We start from the raw sequence: 21466 nt of genomic DNA, 5'->3' as shown, positions 1-21466 counted from the left end.
TTTACGCGCTTCCCACCGTTCTGTAACATTCTCCAAACGTTCGTCGTCATCCTCGGGCTCGACCCGAGGATCCACATCTTCAGCGGGAAATGGATCCTCGCCTCAAGGGCGAGGATGACGGCGGAAAACATTCGTCACCTGGAGAAACGAGCCATCCCGTGTTTGCCTCGCCTCCTCTCAACGTGTCAGCGCATCCAGCACGTCAATATCGGCAGGTGAAAATACGTCAATGCCCGCACACTCAAGCAGCGCCGCCGTAACCCCATTGCCCGCATGTTTAACGCCGGAAAACGAACCGTCGTAAATCGCAAGCGATCCACAGGATGGGCTGCCGTCGATCAGAAGCGCATGGGTGCAGCCATTGGCCCTGGCGAAGGCCAGCGCCTTTTCCGCACCGGCGATGAACTCAGCCGTGACATCGCCGCCGGTCACCTCCAGCACGCGGGCGCGGCCTTCCAGCACATCGAGGCCAGAAGCCCCGTTTTCTATTTCCGCCGGCGGGCGCGGGACAGGCATGCCGCCGGCCATTTCCGGACAGATCGTCACCAGCCTGCCCTCGCTGCGCCAGCGCTCGATTGCCGGGTGCAAAAGAGGCTTGCCCTTGCCATCATAACGGACGGGCTGGCCGAGGAGGCAGGCGCTGATGAGGATTTTGAGGGGTGTTTGGGTCAACGGGAAACTATCCTGTGGGAGTCGAGACCGAGGTTACCCCCCTCTGTCCTGCCGGACATCTCCCCCTCAAGGGGGGAGATCGGCAAGAAGAAGGCTCCCTGCGAAAAATCGTAACCTTCGAGGAGGGCGAGAGGCCGCCACGATTCGATCTCCCCCCTTGAGGGGGAGATGTCCGGCAGGACAGAGGGGGGTGAACCGCGCACGTTGCCGTCTCGGTCAACCCAAAACCCATCACCCCGTGATCTTCGAGAAATCCGCAACCGTTCCGGTGGCCTCGCGGATGGCCTTCAGCAGCGCCAGGCGGTTGGCGCGGATGGCGGCGTCTTCATCATTCACGAGCACATCCTCGAAGAACTTGTCGACAGGAGCGCGAAGTGTGGAGAGCGCCTGCATGGCGGAACGGAAATCTTCGCCTTCGACAGCCTTCGCGGCGTCGGCAGAGGCTGTCTTGATCGCCGCATAAAGCGCCTTTTCGGCATCGAGCTTCAAAAGCTCTTCCGAAACGCCATCGGCCACCACGGTGCCCTTCTTTTCCTCGGCGGCCAGAAGCTGGGTGGCGCGCTTGGCACCCGCCAGGAGGTTGCGGCCATCCTCGCCGGTGATGAAGGCGGTGAGCGCCTCGACACGGCGGGCGATCATCAAGAGATCGTCGGATTCGGGCGTCAGGACGGCGTCGATCAGATCGTAACGGGCACCGAGATCGCGCAGATAGACTTTCAGGCGATCGTGGAAGAAGGAGAGAAGGTCCGGGTCCTTCGTAACGCTCAGCAGCGGCAGCCGCACATTTTTCTCAAGCAGAATGCGCACGACACCGAGCGCCGCACGGCGCAACGCGAAGGGGTCCTTCGAACCGGTCGGCTTTTCATCGATGGCCCAGAAGCCGATCAGCGTGTCGAGCTTGTCAGCCAGAGCGACCGTGATCGCCACCTTGTCGGCCGGCAGGCGGTCGGAGGGGCCTTGCGGCTTGTAGTGGTCTTCAATGGCGGCGGCGACGCTTTCGTTTTCGCCCTGCAGCGCCGCATATTTGCGGCCCATCAGGCCCTGAAGCTCGGGGAATTCGCCGACGGCTTCGGTGCGCAGGTCGGCCTTGGCCAGCACCACGGCGCGGTCCACCAGCGCGGCATCGGCGCCGACAACCGGGGCCAGCGCCTTCGCCAGTTCGCGAATACGGGCCACGCGCTCCCCCTGCGTGCCGAGCTTGGCATGGAAGGTAACGTTCAGCGCATCGAGCTTTGCCATGCGCTGGTCGAGCGGCTTCTTGAGATCGAGGCTGAATTTCGCAGCCGAGTCCTTCAGCGTTTCGAGATCGGGCAGATCGCCCTGGTCGCGGTTCCAGAAGTGGCGGGCATCCGACAGGCGGGCACGCACGACCTTACCGTTACCGTGGATGATTTCCTTGCCGCCATCGCTCGCCTCGATGTTCGAGATCAGGATGAAGCGGTTGGAAAGACCCTCTTCCGCACCCTGATTGCGGGTGACGAAACACTTCTGGTTGGTCTTGATGGTGAGGCGGATGATTTCCGCCGGGATCTGCAGGTAATCCTCTTCGAAGGTGCCCATCAGCACCTGTGGCCATTCGACGAGGCCGGAGACCTCTTCCAGCAGACCTTCATCTTCCACCAGATCGAGACCGTTGGCGAAGGCCAGGTCCTTGGCGTCGTGCAGAATGATATCCTTGCGGCGCTCGGCGTCGAGAATGACCTTCGCCTTTTCAAGGCTCGAGACATAATCTTCGAAACGGCGCACGGTGATCGGGCCGGGCGCATGGAAACGGTGGCCATAGGTGACATTGCCGGCGACGATGCCGTCGATGGCGAAAGGAATGACCTGCGTTTCGTCATGTTCGGGGCCGAACAGGCAGACGATGGATTGCAGCGGGCGCACCCAGCGCAGGCTTTCCGAGCCCTTGCCTTCGATGCCGGCATAGCTGGAACCCTTCGGCATGGAGGCCGGGCCGGAGCGCATGGATTTCGGCCAGGGAAAGGAGCGGATGATGCCGGGCATCACCTCGGCGATGATCTCTTCCGCGGGGCGGCCAGGCTTGTTGATGATGGCGATGTAAAAATCGCCCTTCTTCGGATCGGAAACGACCTGCGCTTCCGAGATATCGTTGAGGCCAGCGCCGCGCAGAAAGCCCTCGATGGCCTTTTCATTGGCGTCGGTGCGCGGGCCCTTCTTCTCCTCACGCACATCGGCGGAGCGGGCGTTGAGGCCGCGAATATCCAGCGTCAGGCGGCGCGGCGTCCAATATTCGCGTGCGCCCTCATAGGTCAGCCCTCTCTCCACCAAGGCATCGGTGACGAGTTTCTTCAGATCGCCCGCCGCCTTGCGCTGCATGCGGGCGGGGATTTCCTCGGAGCGAAGTTCAAGCAGAAGATCGGGCATGGGATAAGGACTTTAATCTGTTGCAAAAGAGTGTCGCGGACTTAGCAAGACCAGCGGCAAAAGTCACCAGCTATCGGTTAAATTACCGCCAGCGCGCATCACCAGCCGCCGCCACCACCACCGCCACCGCCGGAGCCGGAAAAACCGCCGCCGCCACCGCCCGAAAAGCTGGAGCCGGAAGAGCTGACGGGCTGGGGAATGGTGGAGGCGATGGTATTGGCCATGGAGGTGGAAAAACCGCCGATCCTGTCGCCAAAGCTGCCGTAATGACTGCCCGCATACCAGCCGGGCGCATAACTTGCAGCAGCGGCGCCGGCGGCAGCTGTGGCAAGCCAGGCCTCGAAGGTGCGGCTCCACGGTTTTTCGACGCCAAGCGCCACGGCATAGGGCAGCAATGTCTCGAAATGCTGCGGCGACATGGCCGGCGCGCCCGCCATATTCATCCGGTCCTTTTCCGCCAGCGTCAGATAGGTTCTGAGGCCCTCGATGCCGTCCATCAGCTTGCGGCCAAGCGGCGTCGGCGCGCCCATCAGTAACAGGAACAACGCATTGGTGAGCACGATGCCGCCGATGGCGGCCAGCGCCAGCGATTTTGTATCGTGCGTCACATCCAGCAGGATTTGCGTGGCGACGCCGCCAATGGCGGAAAAGGCCACGAAACCGGCAAAGGCCAGCATGACAATGCCGCCGATCCGTTTGCGCAGCGGTGCGCCGCGCGAGAACTGCCGGCCGATACCAATCGACAGGATGCTGAAGAAGAAGGCGAAAAAGCCGAAGACGAGGACGGCGGCAATGGCGCTTTCATCGAGATCGCCGAACACCAGCGTCGCGATGATGATGGCAATGCTGAGGACGATTCCGAAGACGGTGTAACCGGCATTGCTGCGGTAATATTTGCCGCGATGTTCTTTCTCGATCGCCGCGCGGAACTGCTTGCCGACCTTTTCAACCTCCGCCCCATGGGCCTTGTCGATGGTCAAAGTCTCGCCCGCACCACCAATGGAGGCAAGCAGCGTCTTCTGCCCGGTCGGCAGATCGGTGGCGGTTGCCTTTTCCGTGCGGCGAATGACGATCGAATTCTTCAGATCCTCCAGAACGACGTAACCCTTCACCGCCAGATCAAGGGCCGAGGCGGAGAGCGCCGTCCAGCCCGCGCCGGAAAAACCACGATTATCGACATAATTGACCAGAGCCGGGGAAAGCCCTTCCGGCGCATCCCAGCGCGGCACAATCACGCCTCTGGCCGGATCGCGGCCCACCGCGAACCACGCCCGCAGGTAATAAAGCAGCACGGCCAGAAGCCCACCACCGGAAAGCAGGATGGCGAGATTATCCCGCAGCCACCAGCCCGCCTCCTGCGAGCTGTCAGGCGCGGCAATGGCGCCCTTGGGCAGCTTGACGGCCACCGTCATGCCTTCACCCACCGAAAATGGACGGGTGGAGGCGAAAAAGACTTCATTGCCTTCGCTGAGGATGCGGGCATCCTTGCCTTTCGCGCCCAGCGGACCGGTGAAGACGGCCGTATCGGTGGCCTTGACGCCCTGCGGCAGCGTGATGGTCGCGGAAATCTCGCCCATCGGGAATTGCCAGCCATTGCCGGTGACGTTCCAGGTCAACTCGTCATAATCGCTGAAATAACGGATTTGCCGGGCGGTGGTGTAGGTGATCTGGAAGATGTGTTCGCCGGTCGGCAGAAAGCGGTCGGCGCTGCCGGTATAGATGCGGATGCCGCCATCGATACTTTCGGTGCGCCAGTTTTCCGGCGCGCCATCGCGCTCCACCGAAACGACGTTGAAATCTACCTTGGTGCGGCGGTTATTCGCATCCAGCGCATAAAGCGGGAAATCGCGGAAGATGCCACGCTTGATGTTCTGGCCTTCGGCGCGGGCGGTGATGGTTTCCGTCACCGTCAGCTTGCCATCCGCCGCCACCTCGACGACGGAATGGTAAGAGCGGATAAATTCCTCCGCAAAGGCCGGGAAAGCGGCGCCCAGGAAGACGAACAGCGCGAGAAGTCTTGCGGCGATGGTCTTCACGGGCAGTTCTCCTTGATGGCGTCAGTGCTGCGCCTCGGCAGCGCTTTCCTTTTCCGTGTAGTCGACGCCGAGCGAGGCGAGCTCTTTCCAGTAAGCCGGGTAGGTCTTGCCCACGCAGGCCGGGTTCTGGATGGCGATGCCGCCGATCTTCAGCGCCGCCAGGGCGAAGCTCATGGCGATGCGGTGGTCGGCAAAGGTATCGATGGAGGCCTTGACCGTCTGGCCGGCAAGAGCGGGATCGGAATGCACGATCAGGTCGTCGCCTTCCTCATGCGCCAAACCGTCGCGAATTTCGTTGAGGCCGAGCGAGACGGCACGGATGCGGTCGCATTCCTTGACGCGCAGATTGGCGATGCCGACGAAACGCACCGGCGTCTCGTTGAAGGCGGCCAGAACCGCGATGGTCGGAATGGCGTCCTGCATCTGCGAACCGTCGATTTCGGCGGGCAGATGCGGAAACTTCGCCATGACCTCATGGGCCTTGGCATCCGGCTGGGTGAATTTGTCGGCCGGCGTGCCGATATCGATCGCGCCGCCGGTCAGAAGCTCCGCGCCCCAGAGATAGGTGGCGGCGGAGGCATCCGGCTCGATGTGGAAATCCGTGGCCGTGTAGCCGGTCGGATGCACGCGCCAGATGGCGTTGCTGACCCGCTCCACCTTGGCGCCGAAGGCTTCCATGGCTGAGGTGGTGAGGTCGATATAGCCTTTCGCACCGATTTCCTCGCCCTTGAGGATGATATCGACAGGCTTGTCGCCGCAGGCCGCCGCCATCAGCAGCGCCGAGACATACTGGCTGGAAAGGTTGGCATCGATGGTGACGCTGCCTTTCGGGAACCCTGTGCCCTTGCCGCAGACGGTGACGGGCGGGCAGCCGGTCGGGGCATCCGCCTCGACGCCGAGGGAGCGAAGGGCCTCCACCAGCGGCATGATCGGGCGTTTGCGCATGTGCTCGTCGCCATCGATGATGACGGCGCCATCCACAAGTGCGGCAGCGGCAGTGAGGAAGCGCGTAGCCGTGCCGGCATTGCCAAGGAAAAGCGGCCTTTCCGGCTGTTGCAAAACGCCCGTGCTTTCCACCACGAAAGTGGTGGCATCAGGCTCGGTTACCTTCACGCCCATCTCGCGCAGGGCTTCGGCCATATAAAGCGTGTCGTCGCTTTTCAGTGCACCGGTCAACCGGCTTTTGCCCTTGGCAAGACCAGCCAGGAGAAGCGCACGATTGGTGATGGACTTGGAGCCGGGCGGCTCGACCTTGCCGGAAAGCGGATGGCCGGGCGGGGTGATGGTCAGTTCGATCATGATTGTCGTCTTGTCAAAAAATGCGGCAAAGAGCCGGATTATCGGAATTTGAACGGGAAGTTTTAAGCTGGCGGGAGAGCAGTGCGCTTAAAATTTCACTGTCGGTACGGCGCGGTCGGCCGGGTTCTCGATCTCGAAATAGGGCGCCTTGGCAAAGCCGAACTGGCCGGCGACCAGATTGGACGGGAAGCTTTCCACCTTGACGTTCAGATCGCGGGCAGCGCCATTGTAATAACGGCGCGACATCTGGAGTTCGCCTTCGATGGTTTCGAGCGAGCGCTGCAATTCCAGAAAGTTGGTGTTGGCCTTGAGATCGGGATAGGCTTCGGCAAGCGCAAAGAGTTTACCGAGCGCCTGGGACAGCAGGCCTTCCGCCTGGGCGCGGCCTTCGACATCGCCGGCCGGCACGGCCTGTGCCCGGTTGCGCAGGTTGATCACCTCCTCGAAGGTGCTTTTTTCATGCGCCGCATAACCCTTCACGGTCTCGATGAGGTTGGGAATGAGATCGGCGCGGCGTTTCAGCTGCACGTCGATGCCAGACCACGCCTCCTCCTTCATCTGCCGCGCCTTGACGAGGCCGTTATAGATGAAGACCACATAAAGCGCGATTGCCGCGATGATTGCCAGCGTGATGAACATTCCCGACCCCTCCTCAAGAGGCGCGGACACCGCACCGGCATCCGCACGTTAGACTGTTGCCCGCCTTAGATAGATCGTCAGGCGGCCCTGTTCCAGTTCAGCCCGCCCGCATCCGTCAGTAGGAAGGCTTCGCCGCAGGCTTTCGCCAGCGTGCGCACGCGCAGGATATAGCTCTGGCGTTCCGTGACCGAAATTACGCCGCGCGCATCCAGAAGGTTGAAGACATGGCTGGCCTTGATGCACTGGTCATAGGCCGGGAACACGCATTTGTGCAGGCGCTGATTGTCGTTATCACCGGGCGCGCCGGCAGCGAGAAGCGCCTGGCACTCCTTTTCGGCGTCGATGAAATGACGATGCAGCATGGCCGTATCGGCAAATTCGAAGTTGTGACGGGAATATTCCTGCTCGGCCTGCAAAAAGACGTCGCCATAGGAAATCTTCTCTTCGCCCTCGCGGCCGTTGAAGTTCAGGTCGTAGACATTGTCGACGCCCTGCACATACATGGCCAGACGCTCCAGACCATAGGTCAGTTCGCCCGCAACCGGCGAGCATTCGATGCCGCAGACCTGCTGGAAGTAAGTGAACTGCGAGACTTCCATGCCGTCGCACCAGCATTCCCAGCCAAGGCCCCAGGCGCCGAGCGTCGGGCTTTCCCAGTCGTCTTCGACGAAGCGCACGTCATGCAGCAGCGGATCGAGGCCGATCGCCTTCAGCGAACCGAGATAGAGTTCCTGCAGGTTCGACGGGTTGGGCTTCAGGATGACCTGATACTGGTAATAATGCTGCAGGCGGTTGGGGTTTTCACCGTATCGGCCGTCGGACGGGCGGCGCGAGGGCTGCACATAAGCGGCCTTCCACGGCTTCGGACCGAGTGCGCGCAGCGTCGTCGCCGGATGAAACGTACCCGCACCCACTTCCATATCATAGGGCTGCAGCACCGCGCAGCCCTTGTCGGCCCAGTAATTGTGCAGCGTCAGGATCAGGGCCTGAAAGGAACGCTTCGGGTTCATATGGTCGGGAACATCGGTCATTGCAGTCATCGCGGCGTTAGGAGGACAAGTAAGCATTGACTTACTTCGGATGCGGACTGGTGCCACGGCAGGGCGTGAGGGTCAAGGTTTTATGCGTGGCGGCGGGAGGTGAAGGGGTTGACGATCTTCATCCGCCCTTCGACGGTGAGGCCGTCATGCATGTCTTCGGAGATGAAGACGATGCTATTTGCCCGTAAAGCCGCTGCAAGCATGAGCGAGTCGTAGAACGCAAAGTTGTACTTGTCGACAAGATCAACAGCTTGCGAATTCAACTGCAAATCAAGTTCGACAACGGTGACGGCCATTCGCCGGAGACCGTCCAGTGATCTGCGGATTTCGATCCATTTCTGCGGCCACTTTCGCCGAACGACACTCGCAAATTCATTAAGTGCCTGAACGCTCGTTGCGTAGGGTTTCGAAACGATCTCCTGCGCCGTGAAGGAGCGTTCGTCATCGAGAAAGGCGTAGATGAAAATATTCGTGTCGAGGAACGGCACATGGCTCAACGTTCATTCGCCTCTTCACGGTCGAATTTCCAGCCGCGCGGAAGCTGCCAACGTTGAGCACGAATATACCCCAGTATTTTTTCGCGCTCCTCGTCCGAGATAACGGCAGACGGCTCCTGTGTCGGCACAGAAACATCCACCTCGTCGCCTTCCTTGATATGCAAAGCTTCCGCGACATCCGCCGGGATGCGGACCGCAAGACTGTCGCCCCATTTCGTGACGCGCATGGATGCCTCCTATCGACAAAGAGACTATAGCAAATTCCGCGTTACAGGAAAATTACGTCTCATCCTCGCGCTTCACGCGGTACTCACCGGTTTCCGGGTCCTTGATCAGCGTGCCAATGGCGCCGGTCTCGCGTTCCTTCTCGCGCCGTTTCGATTTCGCCGACAGCTTTTCCGCATCGCGGACGAAGCGGCGGTAGAGGATGACGGACCCCACCACCAGAAGAAGAATTGTAATGAGCTGCGCCATAAGGCTTTATTCCCGCGACATCATAGACCGAAACGCGACCACAATGCCTTTTCTTCGGCGACCTCCGCAAGCCCCGAGACGGCGCCGGCGGCGAGCCTTTCGGCATTCACATCCAGCGCTGCATTGACGCCCGGCACCTTTTTGCCGAACAGGGTGCGCCCGCCGCTGACGAGCTGGAGCTTGACCTTTTCGCCGTAACGGCGGCGCAGAACCTCCCGCATGTCGCCCAGCCCGTCGATCAGGCCGAGGTCGAGGCCGCGCATGCCGGTCCAGAACAGGCCGGAGAAGATTGCTTCATCCTCCTTCAGCTTCGAGCCGCGACGCATCTTGACCATATCGATGAAAACATTGTGGATTTCCACCTGAAGCGACTTCAGGTAATCGATATCGCCTTCCTTTTCCGGCTGGAAGGGGTCGAGGATGACCTTGTTTTCCCCGGCCGTATAGACACGGCGCTCCACACCGATCTTCCGCAGCATTTCCGGAAAACCGAAGCCGCCGGAAACGACGCCGATCGAACCGACGATGGAGGTGGGATCGGCGATGATCTCGTCACCGGCCAGCGCGATCATGTAACCGCCGGAGGCCGCCACATCCTCCACGAAGATCAGGACCTTCTTTTCCTTTTCCTCGGCGAGCTGGCGGATGCGGTTATAGATCATCCGCGCCTGCACCGGCGAGCCGCCGGGCGAATTGAGCGAAATGGCGACGGCCGGCGCATCCTTGACGGCGAAGGCCTTGTCGAGGAGCGGCGCATAGGAGGCGAGATTGAGCGCGGGGCGGAATTGGCTGCCACCGGCCATGATCGCGCCATGCATGCGCACGACCGGGATGACGAGCTCCTTTTTGCGGAAACGCTTCGGCACAAGATACTTCAGAAAACCCACTACTCAATCCTCGCAGCATTTGCCTCATCGTCACGGATGTATGTATCGCCCCGGAAAACGCAATGGCGCAACCGGCGGAACGGCGATATTTATGACGCGGACCGGATTGCCCTTACATGACGCGAATAGGCGGTGCGGCCATTGTTGAGATCATCCACGAAGGGCGTGAAGGCGTGGCTGCCGGTCTCGTGCATGACGAGCGGCGCGCGGAAGGACAGGCGGGCGCGCGATCCCTTGATGGCGGTAACCAGCATGCGCACCGCATCCTCACCCGGACGCGGATGGATGAGGGTGATCTCGATGCCGCCGAAACGGCTGCCGCAGGCGGCAATGATCTCCGCCACGGATTGCGGCCGTGCGATTAGCGAAAGCTGCCCGCCCGGAATCATGATCGCGCCTGCGGTCCTGATCCAGTCCTCGAACAGGCCTTGCGTCATGGCGTGGGCCTCGGCCTTCAGGGCGTCCGGCGTGCGGCGGTCACCCGCATCATTATAGGGCGGATTCATGATGACATGGTGGAAATGCTCGTCCGGCAAACCCGCTTCAACGCGTGCTTTCGCGCGCAGGGTCACATCCGCCTCGCACACGCTGATACGGGCGGAAAAGGCGGTGTTTTCCGGCAATAACAGGCTGCGGCGGGCAAAATCCGCCATGTCCGGCGAACGCTCGTAGAGCGTCACTTCGGCCTTTTCGAGCCGCGCGGCCACGGCCATGCCGGCGGCACCGGCGCCCGCGCCGAGATCGGCGACCCGGCAGGTGCGATCATCCGCCACCAGCGAGGCCAGAAGCATGGCGTCCATGCCGGCCCGGTGCCCCCTGCCCTTGGGCTGGAGGATGTGAAACCGGCCGCGGTGAAAGGCATCGATCGTTTCGGAAATTTCGCCGCCCACCTCAGATCAAGCCTCTTCGTTGCGCAGCTCGTCTCCCAGCCCGGCATCGATGAGGATGCGGCGGGCCTGATCCGCACGATCCTCTTCAACCAGAAAACGCCGGGGCAAAAGACCGAGCGACCCCTCCAGAATGCTCATGGCCTGATCGGCGACGAGGCAGTGGATGCCGGCGTCCTTCATCAGGCTTTCCGCGAAGGAGAGCAGCACGGCATCGTTGGTACGGATCAGTTCACGCATGGATAGACCTTAAATTCCCATCTTTTTGAATGGTTGGCGGCAATTCGCCCCTTGCCGCGCAAGGCGCCAGTTTTTATTGTCAAATTCAAATTCGAACAGGAGTCCTGTCCCTTGGGCGTCGTCATACCGCTTGAAGAAAGCAAAAACAAACTCGCATCCGTCAAGCCGCTTGTCGACCTGACCCGCCCTGACATGGAACGGGTGAACCAGCTTATCCTTTCCAAGGCGGGCTCCGATGTCCAGATGATACCGGAAGTGGCCAACCACCTGATCTCCTCCGGCGGCAAACGCCTGCGTCCGATGCTGACGCTGGCTTCGGCCTCGATGTTCGGCTACCAGGGCGACAATCACATCAAGCTCGCCACCAGCGTGGAATTCATGCACACGGCAACGCTTCTGCATGACGATGTGGTGGATGAAAGCGACCTGCGCCGCGGCAAATCCACCGCCCGCACCATCTGGGGCAACCAGGCAAGCGTCCTTGTCGGCGACTTCCTGCTCGGCCAGGCCTTCCGCATGATGGTGGATGTCGGCTCGCTCGACGCCCTCGACGTGCTGTCCACCGCCGCTTCGGTGATCGCCGAAGGCGAAGTGCTGCAGCTTTCCGTCGCCAAGAACATGGAAACCACCGAGGACGACTATCTTCAGGTGATTCGCGCCAAGACGGCCGCCCTGTTCGCCGCGGCGGCGGAAGTCGGCCCCATCGTCGCCAAGACCGACAAGGCCAGCCGCAGCGCGCTGAAGTCCTACGGCATGAATCTCGGCCTCGCCTTCCAGCTGGTCGACGACGTGCTGGACTACGGTGGCAAATCGGCCGATCTCGGCAAGAATACCGGCGACGATTTCCGTGAGGGCAAGATCACGCTGCCGGTCATCCTTTCCTATCGTCGCGGAACGCAGGATGAGCGCGCCTTCTGGCGCAATGCCATCGAAAAGGGCGAAAGCAGCGACGAGAACCTCGAAAAGGCGCTCGGACTGATCACCAAATACAATGGTCTCGGCGATACGATCAGCCGTGCGACGCATTACGGCACCATCGCCCGCGACGCCCTTGCGCCCCTGCCGCAGAGCCCGTGGAAAAATGCGCTTCTGGAAGTGATCGACTTCTGCATCGAGCGTCTCAACTGACGCCGGAGGCTGGTGCGCACGGCGGATGACACCCTCCGTCCGCCCGGCATTTCGGGTGGCAGTCCCCGCAAGGCCGGATTGTGGCCAAGGCCATAATTTCTTGCGGGGTTGCTTCAAAAAAGCCATTCTATCGTGACCAAACAATGGAAACTGATTTTTCCGTGCATATGCACAAAGGCAAAGGTTCCCTCATGCGGCGTAAACCAGCACTCCGTCTTCTTTGCAGCGCGGCTCTCGTCGCCGCTCTCACGATTGGCGCGGGTGCAAGCCCCGGCTTTGCGGAGACAAAGGCAAAAGCGGAAGACAAGGCCGTCACCTTCGATCCCGCCAAGGTGAACACCTTCTCCGGCGCTTTCCTCGCCGGGCGCAACGCCGATGTCGATCAGGACTATCCGACAGCGATTTCGCTTTACAAGAAGGCGCTGGAGTTCGATCCGGCCAATTCGGAAATCCGCCAGCGGCTGATGATCGCCGAGCTTCTGAGCGGCAATTTCGAGGCCGGCGCCAAGATCGCCGATACGATGAAGGACGATACCTCCGTCGAGCGGGTGACGACCATCGTTCGCGGTCTCGACGCCATCAAGGACAAGGAATTCGCCAAGGCCGAGAAAATCCTGAAATACACCGGCCCGAACGATCTCGACCGCATGGTCAACACGCTGTTGACCGCCTGGGCGCGCGCCGGTTCCGGCAAGCCGAAGGAAGCGCTGGCGCTCGTCAACAACATGAAGGGTCCGGGCTGGATTTCGATCTTCCAGAAATACAATGCCGCCGCAATCGCCCTCGTCAGCGGCAATACCGATGCCGCCCGCAAGAGCCTCAACGAGGCTGTGACGGACCGCGAAGGCGGGGCCACCGCCTCCGATACCTACATGCGCGCGGTGATGGCGCTTGCCCGGCTCGAGGCCTCCGCCGGCAACAGGCAGAAGGCGCTGGACGCGATTGCCGTCGGCGATACTTTCGCGCCGAATTACGCGCCGCTGAAAGCGCTGCGCGAATCCATCGAGAAGGGCGAAAAGCCGCAACAGCAGATCACCAATGCCGTCGAGGGCGCCGCTTCCGTGATGTTCTCCATCGCGGGCGCGCTGAACCGCGAAGGCGCCGAGGAGATCGTTACCCTTTACCTGCAGACATCGCGCGCGCTCGACCCGAAGAGCCCCGATACGCTCATTCTCCTCGGCGGGCTTGCCGAGGCGCTGAAACAGCCCGACCGCGCCATCGCCTTTTATCGCGAAGTGCCGAAGGACTCGCCGATGTATCGCATCTCCGAGCTGCAGCTCGGGCTGACGCTTGCCCAGACCGGCAAGGTGGACGAGGCGCGCACGCACCTGCAATCCCTGCTCGAATCCGACCCGAAGGATATCAGATCCTATCTCGCCTATGGCAGCGTGCTTTCGGACGCCAAGGACTATCGCGCCATGGCCGAGAATTACGACAAGGCCATCGAGGTGATCGGCGCCGTACCGCAGAAATCCGATTGGTCGGTGTTCTTCCAGCGCGGCATCGCCTATGAGCGCCTGAAGGAATGGGACAAGGCGGAACCGAATTTCAAGCGGGCGCTGGAACTCAATCCGGAGCAGCCGCAGGTGCTGAACTATCTCGGTTATTCCTGGGTGGACAAGGGCATCAATCTCGATGAAGGCATGGAGATGATCAGCCGCGCCGTCGAGCTTCGCCCGAATGACGGTTACATCGTCGATTCGCTCGGCTGGGCGCATTATAGACTCGGCGCCTTCGATGAGGCCGTGACGGAACTGGAGCGGGCGATCGAGCTGAAGGCCGGCGATCCGACGATCAACGACCATCTGGGCGACGCCTATTGGCGTGTGGGCCGCAAGATCGAGGCGGTCTATCAGTGGAACCGCGCCCTGATCGGCGACAGCGACGACGTGGACAAGGCCAAGGTGAAGGAAAAGATCGCCAACGGCCTGCCGCCTCTGGAAAAGGATGCCGAGAACACCGCCAAGAAGGACGCCGCGCCGCAACCGCCGGCTCCGCCGGCACCGGCCACCCCTGCCCCGGACAAGAAATCCTGACGCCGCATGCCGGTAAATGACACGACCGGGGCGACCGAAACCATCGAGGCGGCCCCGGCCAAGATCAATCTGGCGCTGCATGTGACCGGCCAGCGGCCGGATGGCTACCATCTGCTCGAAACGCTGGTGACATTCACCGAGGCCGGCGACAGCATTCGCGTCCGCGATGCCGATGCCGACACCTTCTCCATCTCCGGTCCTTTCGGCGATCTTCTGCGCGCCGGTGATGGCGGTGACAATCTCGTCACCCGCGCCCGGGACAGGCTGCGCGATGTGCTTGCGGCGACGGGTCGGTCGGGCCATCCTGTCGCCATTGATCTCGAAAAGAACCTGCCGGTCGCCTCCGGCATAGGCGGCGGCTCGGCGGATGCAGCGGCGGTGTTGCGGGCGCTCCTGCGGCACTGGCATGCGTCGATGGAGCCGGAAAGACTTGCATCGCTCGCCCTTACCCTCGGTGCGGATGTACCGATGTGCCTTGCCAGCCGGCCCCTCATCGCGCGCGGTATCGGCGAAGAGATCGAACCGGTGACCGATCTGCCCCGCCTGTTTCTGGTGCTCGCCAACCCGCTGAAAGCCGTCTCGACGCCGGAGATTTTCCGGCGCTTGCAGAGCAAGACCAACCCCCGCCTGCCGGCCCATGCGGCAATTCGCTGGACGGATTTTCTGGCGCAAAGCCGCAACGATCTGCAACCAGCGGCGCAGGCCCTGCTGCCGGAGATCGGCGAGGTCATCGAATTGCTGTCGCAGGAGGATGCCGCATTTGTGCGCATGTCCGGGTCGGGTGCGACCTGTTTTGGGCTTTTTCATTCCTTCGATGCCGCCCTTAACGCGGAAACATCGCTTCGGAAACAACGCCCCGGCTGGTATTTTCAGGCAACGCGGACCATTTGAGGATAGGTCATGGCAGGCGAAAGACCCTTCATTCCCCTTGGCATTGCGGTTTTGACCGTGTCGGACAGCCGCACGCTGGAAAACGACAAATCCGGCGACACGCTTGTCGCCCGGCTTGAAGAGGCAGGACACCGCCTCGCCGCCCGGAGCATCGTGCCGGATGACAAGGCGGCGATTGCAGATACCGTGCGGGAATGGACGCTCGCGGATGGCGTGGATGTGGTCATCACCACCGGCGGCACCGGCTTTACCGGCCGCGACGTGACGCCCGAGGCGCTGGAGCCGCTGTTCGAAAAGCGCATGGACGGTTTTTCCGCGCTTTTTCATCGCATTTCCTATGACAAGATCGGCACGGCCACCATCCAGTCACGCGCGACCGGCGGCGTCGCGAACGCCACCTTCATCTTCGTGCTGCCCGGCTCGCCGGGTGCATGCAAGGATGCCTGGGACGGCATCCTCAAGGCCCAGCTCGATTATCGCCACCTGCCCTGCAATTTCGTGGAAATCATGCCGAGGCTGGATGAGCATTTGAAGCGTGGGGCTGGTGGCGTTTAGAGCAGCTGACTGAGGTGTGGGGGGCTTGGCCCCCTCTGCCCTGCCGGGCATCTCCCCCTCAAGGGGGGAGATCGATTTGCGGCGAGGTTTCGCCCATCTCACAGTCTAAGAAGGAAATTGAGGTAGTGCCTCTTGCCGATCTCCCCCCTTGAGGGGGAGATGCCCGGCAGGGCAGAGGGGGGTAAGCCCCACGCGCCCTCGACAATGGACAACATCCTGCGCCTTCACACCGGCGCGGCCGAAAACCCAATCACGCCAGATATTTTTTGAAGAAATCCACCGTCCGGCCCCAGGCGAGGTCGGCCGCCGCCTTGCCGTAACGCGCCGAGGACGTGTCATTGTTGAAGGCATGGTTGACGCCGTCATAAACGAAGATTTCAAAGGTCTTGCCGTTTTCCTCCAGCGCCTTCCTGTAGGCATCGATGCCGGCGTTTATGCGTTCGTCGAGGCCCGCATAGTGCAAAAGCAGCGGCGCCTTGATGGCCGGCACATCGGCCGCCGGGGCCTGCTGGCCGTAATAGGCAACGCCGGCATTGAGGCCAGCCGATCTGGTGGCGAAACGGTTGACCAATCCGCCGCCCCAGCAGAAACCGACTGCACCGACCTTGCCATTGGCCCCCTGCCTTGCCGCAAGCCAGACTCGGCCGGCTTCGGCATTGGCTACGGTTGCATCCATGTCAAGACCGCTGAACATCTCCCTTGCCTTGTCCTCATCCGAGGGGGTGCCGCCCTGCGGCGAGAGGAAATCGACCGCCAGCGCCCGGAAACCGGCAAGCGCCACACGTCTCGCCACGTCGCGGATATGGTCGTTCAGACCGCGGTTTTCATGAATGACGATGACGGAGCCGATCGGCCCAGACACCGATTTCGGCGTGACGAGATAACCCTTCATCTCGCCGCTTGGGGCCGGATAGGTCACGTCTTCCGCAACGATGCCCGCATCATCCGGCGCGACGATGGCCGCACGGGCGCTATTGGCCGAAAGGAGCGGTGCTATGGCCGCCGCAGCAGCGCCCGAGCCGGCGAGCGCCGTGAGCTTTTCCATGAATTTGCGGCGGTCGAGGCTGAGATGGGTATATTCATCGTAAGCGTCGATCATGGCCTGCGTAATCTTCGGCTTGTCCATCACCCTGTCCTCCTTGAACGCACGGATGCGCCAGGGAGGATAACGCAGATCGCCCCGGTGGGAACGGGGCTGGCGGAAGCGGCGCCACACTTTTGCGTGAGCGCCGCAAGCCCTGTCATTGGCCTCAGGCGGCGAGGTCCACGACGATGCGGCCGTCGATCTTGCCCTCTTCCATGCGGTGGAAGATATCGTTGATGTTTTCCAGCTTGTCCCAGGAGAAGTGGGCGGCCACCTTGCCTTCACCGGCGAAGGTCAGCGCCTCCTCCAGATCCTGCCGCGTGCCGACAATGGAGCCACGCACCGTGATGCGCTTCAGCACCGTGTCGAACACCGGAATGGAGATGAAGCCCGGCGGCAGGCCGACAAGCGCCATGGTGCCCTTGGAGCGCAGGAAGCCATAGGCCTGCTCCATGGCCTTGGGGGAGACCGCCGTCACCAGCGCGCCATGGACGCCGCCGGTCGCCTTCTGCACCTGCTCCACCGCGTCGGGCGCGCGACCGTTGACGGTGACGTCGGCCCCGAGTTTTTTCGCAAGCTCAAGCTTGTCGTCGAAAATATCGGCGGCAACGACATGCATGCCCATCGCCTTGGCATATTGCACGGCCATGTGGCCAAGCCCGCCAATGCCCGAAATGACCACCCACTCACCGGGTCTGACCTCGGTTTCCTTCAAACCCTTATAGACGGTGACACCGGCGCAGAGCACGGGGGCTGCCGGGCCGAAGTCCAGATTATCCGGCAGGCGGCCGACGAATTTCGGATCGGCGAGGCCATATTCGGCGAAGCTGCCATTGACGGAATAGCCGGAATTCTTCTGGCTTGGGCACAATGTTTCCCAGCCGGTGCGGCAGGGTATGCAGCATCCGCAGGCGGTATAAAGCCAAGGCGTGCCGGCGCGGTCGCCTTCCTTGATGCCGGTGACGCCCGCGCCGATCTTGGCGACGTATCCGACGCCTTCATGGCCGGGAATGAAGGGCGGGTTGGGTTTTACCGGCCAGTCGCCGGTTGCGGCGTGCAGATCGGTGTGGCAAATGCCCGTCGCCTTGTAGTTGATGAGAATTTCACCGGGGCCGGGATCCGGGATCGGCACTTCCTCGATGGTCAGCGGTTTTCCAAACGCGCGGACAACGGCCGCCTTCATTGTGTTTGCCATGACATGCTCCTCAATCTCTGCTCGCCTGAAATCCTCGACGGCAGGCAGAGATTAACGGGGATGCGGCGTCATGGAATTGACCTATCGCAAATCGGCTTATTTTGGAGGCGCCGACTGTCTCACTTATGAGGCAAGCGACGCTGCCGTTTCACTCCAGCGCCAACCAGATGGCAAGCCAGGCCCACAGGCAGACCAACAGCGCAAAGCCGATGCCGAACAAGGCCCCGCGCTGGCGCAGGCGATTGCTGGTGACATGGACATAGGAGTGGGCGTAACGTGAAAGCACGAACAGCCAGGCCAGCACGATGGTGACGATGTTGTCCGCATCCGTGATGTAAAGCAGCAGGCAGGCAATGTGGAACAGGACGGGAAGTTCGAACTGGTTGGCGATATTGCGGTTCACCAGATAGCTTTCGCGCGCCTCCTCACCCCGGTCGCGCAGCCTGATTGCCGATTCGCGATCCTTGAAGGTGTATTTGTTGCGCCGGTAGATCAGCAGTCCGTAAAGGCAGAAGACGAGAAAGACATGGGCGATCATCGGCCAGAACATTGCGGTCGTCGGTGACATGCTTTCTCCCCCAATCGTGAAAACGCTCCCCGATCCGGCTTCAGATCGGGGAGCGCCAAATACTCAGCCTATCTTTTTACGGATTCGGCTCGAAAGATCAAACCGCGCCGGGATAGTTCGGGCTTTCGCGGGTGATCGTCACGTCATGGGCGTGGCTTTCACGCAGTCCGGCGCTGGAAATGCGCACGAAGGTGGCGCGCTCCTGGAATTCCTTGATGTTGCTGCCGCCAACGTAACCCATGGCGGCCTTCAGGCCGCCGGCCAGCTGGTGCAGCACGCCGGAAACCGGACCCTTGTAGGGAACCTGGCCTTCGATGCCTTCCGGCACGAGCTTCAGCGTATCGCGCACTTCGGCCTGGAAATAGCGGTCGGCGGAACCGCGCGCCATGGCGCCGACGGAGCCCATGCCGCGATAGGCCTTGAAGGAACGGCCCTGATAGAGGAACACCTCACCCGGGCTTTCATCCGTGCCGGCCAGCAGCGAGCCGATCATGACGGCGGAAGCGCCGGCGGCAATGGCCTTGGCCAGATCGCCCGAGAACTTGATGCCGCCATCGGCGATGACCGGAATATCGGCGGCATTGGCCGCTTCCACCGACGCCATGACGGCGGCCAGCTGCGGAACGCCAACGCCGGCAACGATGCGGGTGGTGCAGATGGAGCCGGGACCGATGCCGACCTTGACGGCGTCCGCACCGGCATCGATCAGCGCCTTGGTGCCGTCGGCGGTGGCGACGTTGCCGGCGATGATGCGAACCGAGTTCGACATCTTCTTGACCTGCGAGACGGCATCCAGCACGCGCTGCGAATGGCCATGCGCGGTATCGACGACCAGAAGGTCGACGCCGGCATCGATGAGGCGCTCGGCGCGCTCGATGGCGTCAGCACCGACGCTGATGGCGGCGGCAGCGCGAAGACGGCCCTGCGCATCCTTGGTGGCGTTGGGGTTGAGCTGCGACTTCTCAATGTCCTTGACGGTGATGAGGCCGACGCAATTGCCCTTGGCATCCACCACCAGCAGCTTTTCGATGCGGTGCTTGTGCAGCAGGCGGCGGGCTTCCTGCTGGTCGACGCTGGTTTCCTTGACCGTGACCAGGTTTTCGCGGGTCATCAGTTCGTAGATCTTCTGCTGCGGATCGGAGGCAAAGCGCACGTCGCGGTTCGTTAGAATGCCGACGAGACGGCCGTTCTTGTGGCCGCCGGTGCCGCCGTTTTCAACCACCGGAATGCCGGAAATGCCATGCGCCTTCATCAGGGCCTGGGCTTCGGCAAGCGTCGCATCCGGGCCGATGGTGACCGGGTTGACGACCATGCCGCTTTCGAACTTCTTCACCTGCCGGACTTCTTCGGCCTGTTCGATGGGGGTCAGGTTGCGGTGGATGACGCCGATGCCGCCGGCCTGGGCCATGGCGATGGCGAGACGACCTTCGGTGACCGTATCCATGGCGGAAGACAGGATCGGCAGGTTGAGATCGATATCGCGGGCAATGCGGGTCGAGATATTCGTCTGTCCCGGCATGACTTCGGAATGTCCGGGTTGCAGCAACACATCGTCAAATGTGAGAGCGTCCAAACCAGTGGGTGTTTGAATGATGCGTGCCATGGCCAAATTCCTTCATACTGAAAATGCGTGACCGTTCCGGAACGAAAAGTTCACCCCGGCGGCCTGCAAGGATTGCTTGGAAGTTGGCGAGGGCTGGTAACACGTTCATGACAGGAAGGGAATAGAAAAAACCCGGAATAACCTTCCGGGTTTTCGGTGTTGCCGCATTGCAGCGGTGTTCAGATATCGAACTGATAGGATTTCGGCACGAAACGATAACCCGTATCCAGCTTCTCCGCATAACCGACAGAAGGGAAAGGCATATGGTAACCGAGGAAGGGCAGCCGGTCGGTGGCGATCATGTCGTAAACCTTCCTGCGGGTCGCGGCGGCGGCGGCCTTGTCCATGTCGAACCTCACCTCCCAGTCCGGTCTTTGCAGCGACAGGACGAAATGGTTGGCCGTGTCCGCCGTCAGGATCAGCTGTTTGCCTTCCGATTCGACACGGAAGATCATGTGTCCGGGTGAATGGCCAAAGGCCGCCACGCTGGTAATCCCGGAAACGACACTGGCGCCGTCGCCGATGAAGGTCGCCTTTTCCGCCAGCGGCTTGACGTTGGCGAGAACGCCCTTGTGACCGCCCTCGGCGGGTGTGCCGACGCGCTTTTCATCCGTCCAGAAATCGTATTCCGCCTGACCGACCACATAACGCGCCTTCGAAAAGGCCGGCGCGCCCTTTTCCATCAGGCCGCCAATATGGTCGCCATGCATGTGCGTCAGCACCACCACGGTCACATCTTCCGGCGTATAACCGGCCGCCGCCATGCCTTCGATCAGGCGGCCATTGCCGGCGCCGCGGCCGGCTTCGCCGAAACCTGTGTCGAACAGCACGAGATCGCTGCCGGTATTGACGAGAACCGGAGAGAAGGAATTGACGAATTGCTCCTTCGGCAGAAAATTGTCTTCCAGCAATTTGCCGACGGTCTCCGCCGTCTGGTCGGTGCCGAAGGTCTCCCCGGGGTTCGGAACCGCGCGTGCGCCGTCCTTCACGACCAGCACCTCGAAATTACCGAGTTTGAAACGGTTGGTTTCCGGCGGCATGGCGTGTTCGATCTCCATGGAGGTTTGCGGCTGGTTCGTCTGGGCCGTCGCGGTGCGCGCCATCAACAACGGCGCGCCGAGAACGCTTGCGCCCGCTGCGCCGATGAGGCCACGTCTGCTCATGCTCAAGGATTGGGTCATCATCTTGTCTCCGATATCGCCAACTGGCCGTTATCACCAACTGAACTTTGCCCAACGGACAATAGAGCGAGAAAGTTTCAAGGAAACCGGCCTCACGCAGGTTTGATCGTAACTTGAGAAATTGATAATTAACGTGTTGGCAAGCGGGCCTATCAGGCGTAGGAGGAAC

21 protein-coding genes are annotated in these 21466 nt (G+C 61.5%); 4 read left to right on the top strand and 17 right to left on the bottom strand.

What is annotated here, in order from left to right:
- Positions 1 to 177 precede the first annotated feature (177 nt).
- From ACI2KA_RS07120 to ACI2KA_RS07065, 12 genes are all read right to left on the bottom strand, one after another.
- Complete coding sequence (locus ACI2KA_RS07120) at positions 178 to 672, bottom strand: DUF523 domain-containing protein (protein ID WP_404500564.1); 495 nt, start codon at positions 670 to 672, stop codon at positions 178 to 180.
- Positions 673 to 903: 231 nt separating this feature from the next.
- On the bottom strand, positions 904 to 3057 hold the full coding sequence (gene glyS / locus ACI2KA_RS07115) for a glycine--tRNA ligase subunit beta (RefSeq protein WP_404500562.1): 2154 nt from the start codon (positions 3055 to 3057) through the stop codon (positions 904 to 906).
- 98 nt (positions 3058 to 3155) lie between these two features.
- The gene (locus ACI2KA_RS07110) at positions 3156 to 5093 is read right to left on the bottom strand and encodes a DUF2207 domain-containing protein (RefSeq protein WP_404500560.1); all 1938 of its coding nucleotides are present in this window, start codon (positions 5091 to 5093) and stop codon (positions 3156 to 3158) included.
- A 21-nt stretch (positions 5094 to 5114) separates the two neighbouring features.
- On the bottom strand, positions 5115 to 6392 hold the full coding sequence (locus ACI2KA_RS07105; RefSeq protein ID WP_404500558.1) for a 3-phosphoshikimate 1-carboxyvinyltransferase: 1278 nt from the start codon (positions 6390 to 6392) through the stop codon (positions 5115 to 5117).
- 87 nt (positions 6393 to 6479) lie between these two features.
- Positions 6480 to 7031 carry a LemA family protein gene (locus tag ACI2KA_RS07100; RefSeq protein ID WP_404500556.1) on the bottom strand — a complete coding sequence of 184 codons (552 nt, stop codon included), beginning with the start codon at positions 7029 to 7031 and terminating at the stop codon, positions 6480 to 6482.
- Positions 7032 to 7108: 77 nt separating this feature from the next.
- On the bottom strand, positions 7109 to 8071 hold the full coding sequence (locus ACI2KA_RS07095) for a glycine--tRNA ligase subunit alpha (RefSeq protein ID WP_020813609.1): 963 nt from the start codon (positions 8069 to 8071) through the stop codon (positions 7109 to 7111).
- 80 nt (positions 8072 to 8151) lie between these two features.
- Positions 8152 to 8559: a PIN domain-containing protein gene (locus tag ACI2KA_RS07090; RefSeq protein WP_404501184.1), complete on the bottom strand. Its 408-nt coding sequence runs from the start codon at positions 8557 to 8559 to the stop codon at positions 8152 to 8154.
- A gap of 5 nt (positions 8560 to 8564) precedes the next feature.
- Positions 8565 to 8795: an AbrB/MazE/SpoVT family DNA-binding domain-containing protein gene (locus tag ACI2KA_RS07085; protein WP_404500554.1), complete on the bottom strand. Its 231-nt coding sequence runs from the start codon at positions 8793 to 8795 to the stop codon at positions 8565 to 8567.
- A gap of 52 nt (positions 8796 to 8847) precedes the next feature.
- The gene (locus tag ACI2KA_RS07080) at positions 8848 to 9042 is read right to left on the bottom strand and encodes an NfeD family protein (RefSeq protein WP_404500552.1); all 195 of its coding nucleotides are present in this window, start codon (positions 9040 to 9042) and stop codon (positions 8848 to 8850) included.
- A 20-nt stretch (positions 9043 to 9062) separates the two neighbouring features.
- On the bottom strand, positions 9063 to 9929 hold the full coding sequence (locus ACI2KA_RS07075; RefSeq protein ID WP_404500550.1) for a S49 family peptidase: 867 nt from the start codon (positions 9927 to 9929) through the stop codon (positions 9063 to 9065).
- Positions 9930 to 10018: 89 nt separating this feature from the next.
- Positions 10019 to 10819 carry a tRNA1(Val) (adenine(37)-N6)-methyltransferase gene (locus ACI2KA_RS07070; RefSeq protein ID WP_404500548.1) on the bottom strand — a complete coding sequence of 267 codons (801 nt, stop codon included), beginning with the start codon at positions 10817 to 10819 and terminating at the stop codon, positions 10019 to 10021.
- A 6-nt stretch (positions 10820 to 10825) separates the two neighbouring features.
- Positions 10826 to 11056: a DUF2007 domain-containing protein gene (locus ACI2KA_RS07065; protein ID WP_004432735.1), complete on the bottom strand. Its 231-nt coding sequence runs from the start codon at positions 11054 to 11056 to the stop codon at positions 10826 to 10828.
- A 111-nt stretch (positions 11057 to 11167) separates the two neighbouring features.
- Here ACI2KA_RS07065 and ACI2KA_RS07060 point away from each other — a divergent pair, with 111 nt between their 5' ends.
- From ACI2KA_RS07060 to moaB, 4 genes are all read left to right on the top strand, one after another.
- Positions 11168 to 12184 carry a polyprenyl synthetase family protein gene (locus ACI2KA_RS07060; RefSeq protein ID WP_404500546.1) on the top strand — a complete coding sequence of 339 codons (1017 nt, stop codon included), beginning with the start codon at positions 11168 to 11170 and terminating at the stop codon, positions 12182 to 12184.
- A 191-nt stretch (positions 12185 to 12375) separates the two neighbouring features.
- On the top strand, positions 12376 to 14220 hold the full coding sequence (locus ACI2KA_RS07055; RefSeq protein WP_404500544.1) for a tetratricopeptide repeat protein: 1845 nt from the start codon (positions 12376 to 12378) through the stop codon (positions 14218 to 14220).
- Positions 14221 to 14226: 6 nt separating this feature from the next.
- Positions 14227 to 15111, top strand: a complete 885-nt coding sequence (locus ACI2KA_RS07050; RefSeq protein ID WP_404500542.1) for a 4-(cytidine 5'-diphospho)-2-C-methyl-D-erythritol kinase — start codon at positions 14227 to 14229, stop codon at positions 15109 to 15111.
- A 9-nt stretch (positions 15112 to 15120) separates the two neighbouring features.
- Positions 15121 to 15666, top strand: a complete 546-nt coding sequence (moaB, locus tag ACI2KA_RS07045; RefSeq protein ID WP_404500540.1) for a molybdenum cofactor biosynthesis protein B — start codon at positions 15121 to 15123, stop codon at positions 15664 to 15666.
- A gap of 250 nt (positions 15667 to 15916) precedes the next feature.
- On the opposite strand, the gene ACI2KA_RS07040 is transcribed toward moaB, so the two are convergent.
- From ACI2KA_RS07040 to ACI2KA_RS07020, 5 genes are all read right to left on the bottom strand, one after another.
- Positions 15917 to 16792, bottom strand: a complete 876-nt coding sequence (locus ACI2KA_RS07040) for a dienelactone hydrolase family protein (RefSeq protein WP_404500538.1) — start codon at positions 16790 to 16792, stop codon at positions 15917 to 15919.
- Between the two features lie 124 nt (positions 16793 to 16916).
- Positions 16917 to 17945, bottom strand: coding sequence for an alcohol dehydrogenase AdhP (gene adhP / locus ACI2KA_RS07035; protein WP_404500536.1), 1029 nt, complete (start codon positions 17943 to 17945; stop codon positions 16917 to 16919).
- A 148-nt stretch (positions 17946 to 18093) separates the two neighbouring features.
- Positions 18094 to 18495, bottom strand: coding sequence for an MAPEG family protein (locus ACI2KA_RS07030; protein ID WP_404501182.1), 402 nt, complete (start codon positions 18493 to 18495; stop codon positions 18094 to 18096).
- 115 nt (positions 18496 to 18610) lie between these two features.
- Positions 18611 to 20116: an IMP dehydrogenase gene (guaB, locus tag ACI2KA_RS07025; protein ID WP_404500534.1), complete on the bottom strand. Its 1506-nt coding sequence runs from the start codon at positions 20114 to 20116 to the stop codon at positions 18611 to 18613.
- Positions 20117 to 20295: 179 nt separating this feature from the next.
- A complete protein-coding gene (locus ACI2KA_RS07020) occupies positions 20296 to 21297 on the bottom strand; it encodes an MBL fold metallo-hydrolase (protein ID WP_404500532.1) in 1002 nt (333 codons plus the stop codon).
- Between the last annotated feature and the right edge of the window lie 169 nt (positions 21298 to 21466).

Source organism: Agrobacterium sp. NPDC089420, from assembly GCF_044900305.1.
GTDB lineage: Bacteria > Pseudomonadota > Alphaproteobacteria > Rhizobiales > Rhizobiaceae > Agrobacterium.
The sequence above is the reverse complement of the archived record's forward strand: the minus strand, read 5'-3'. Positions and strand labels throughout refer to the sequence as shown.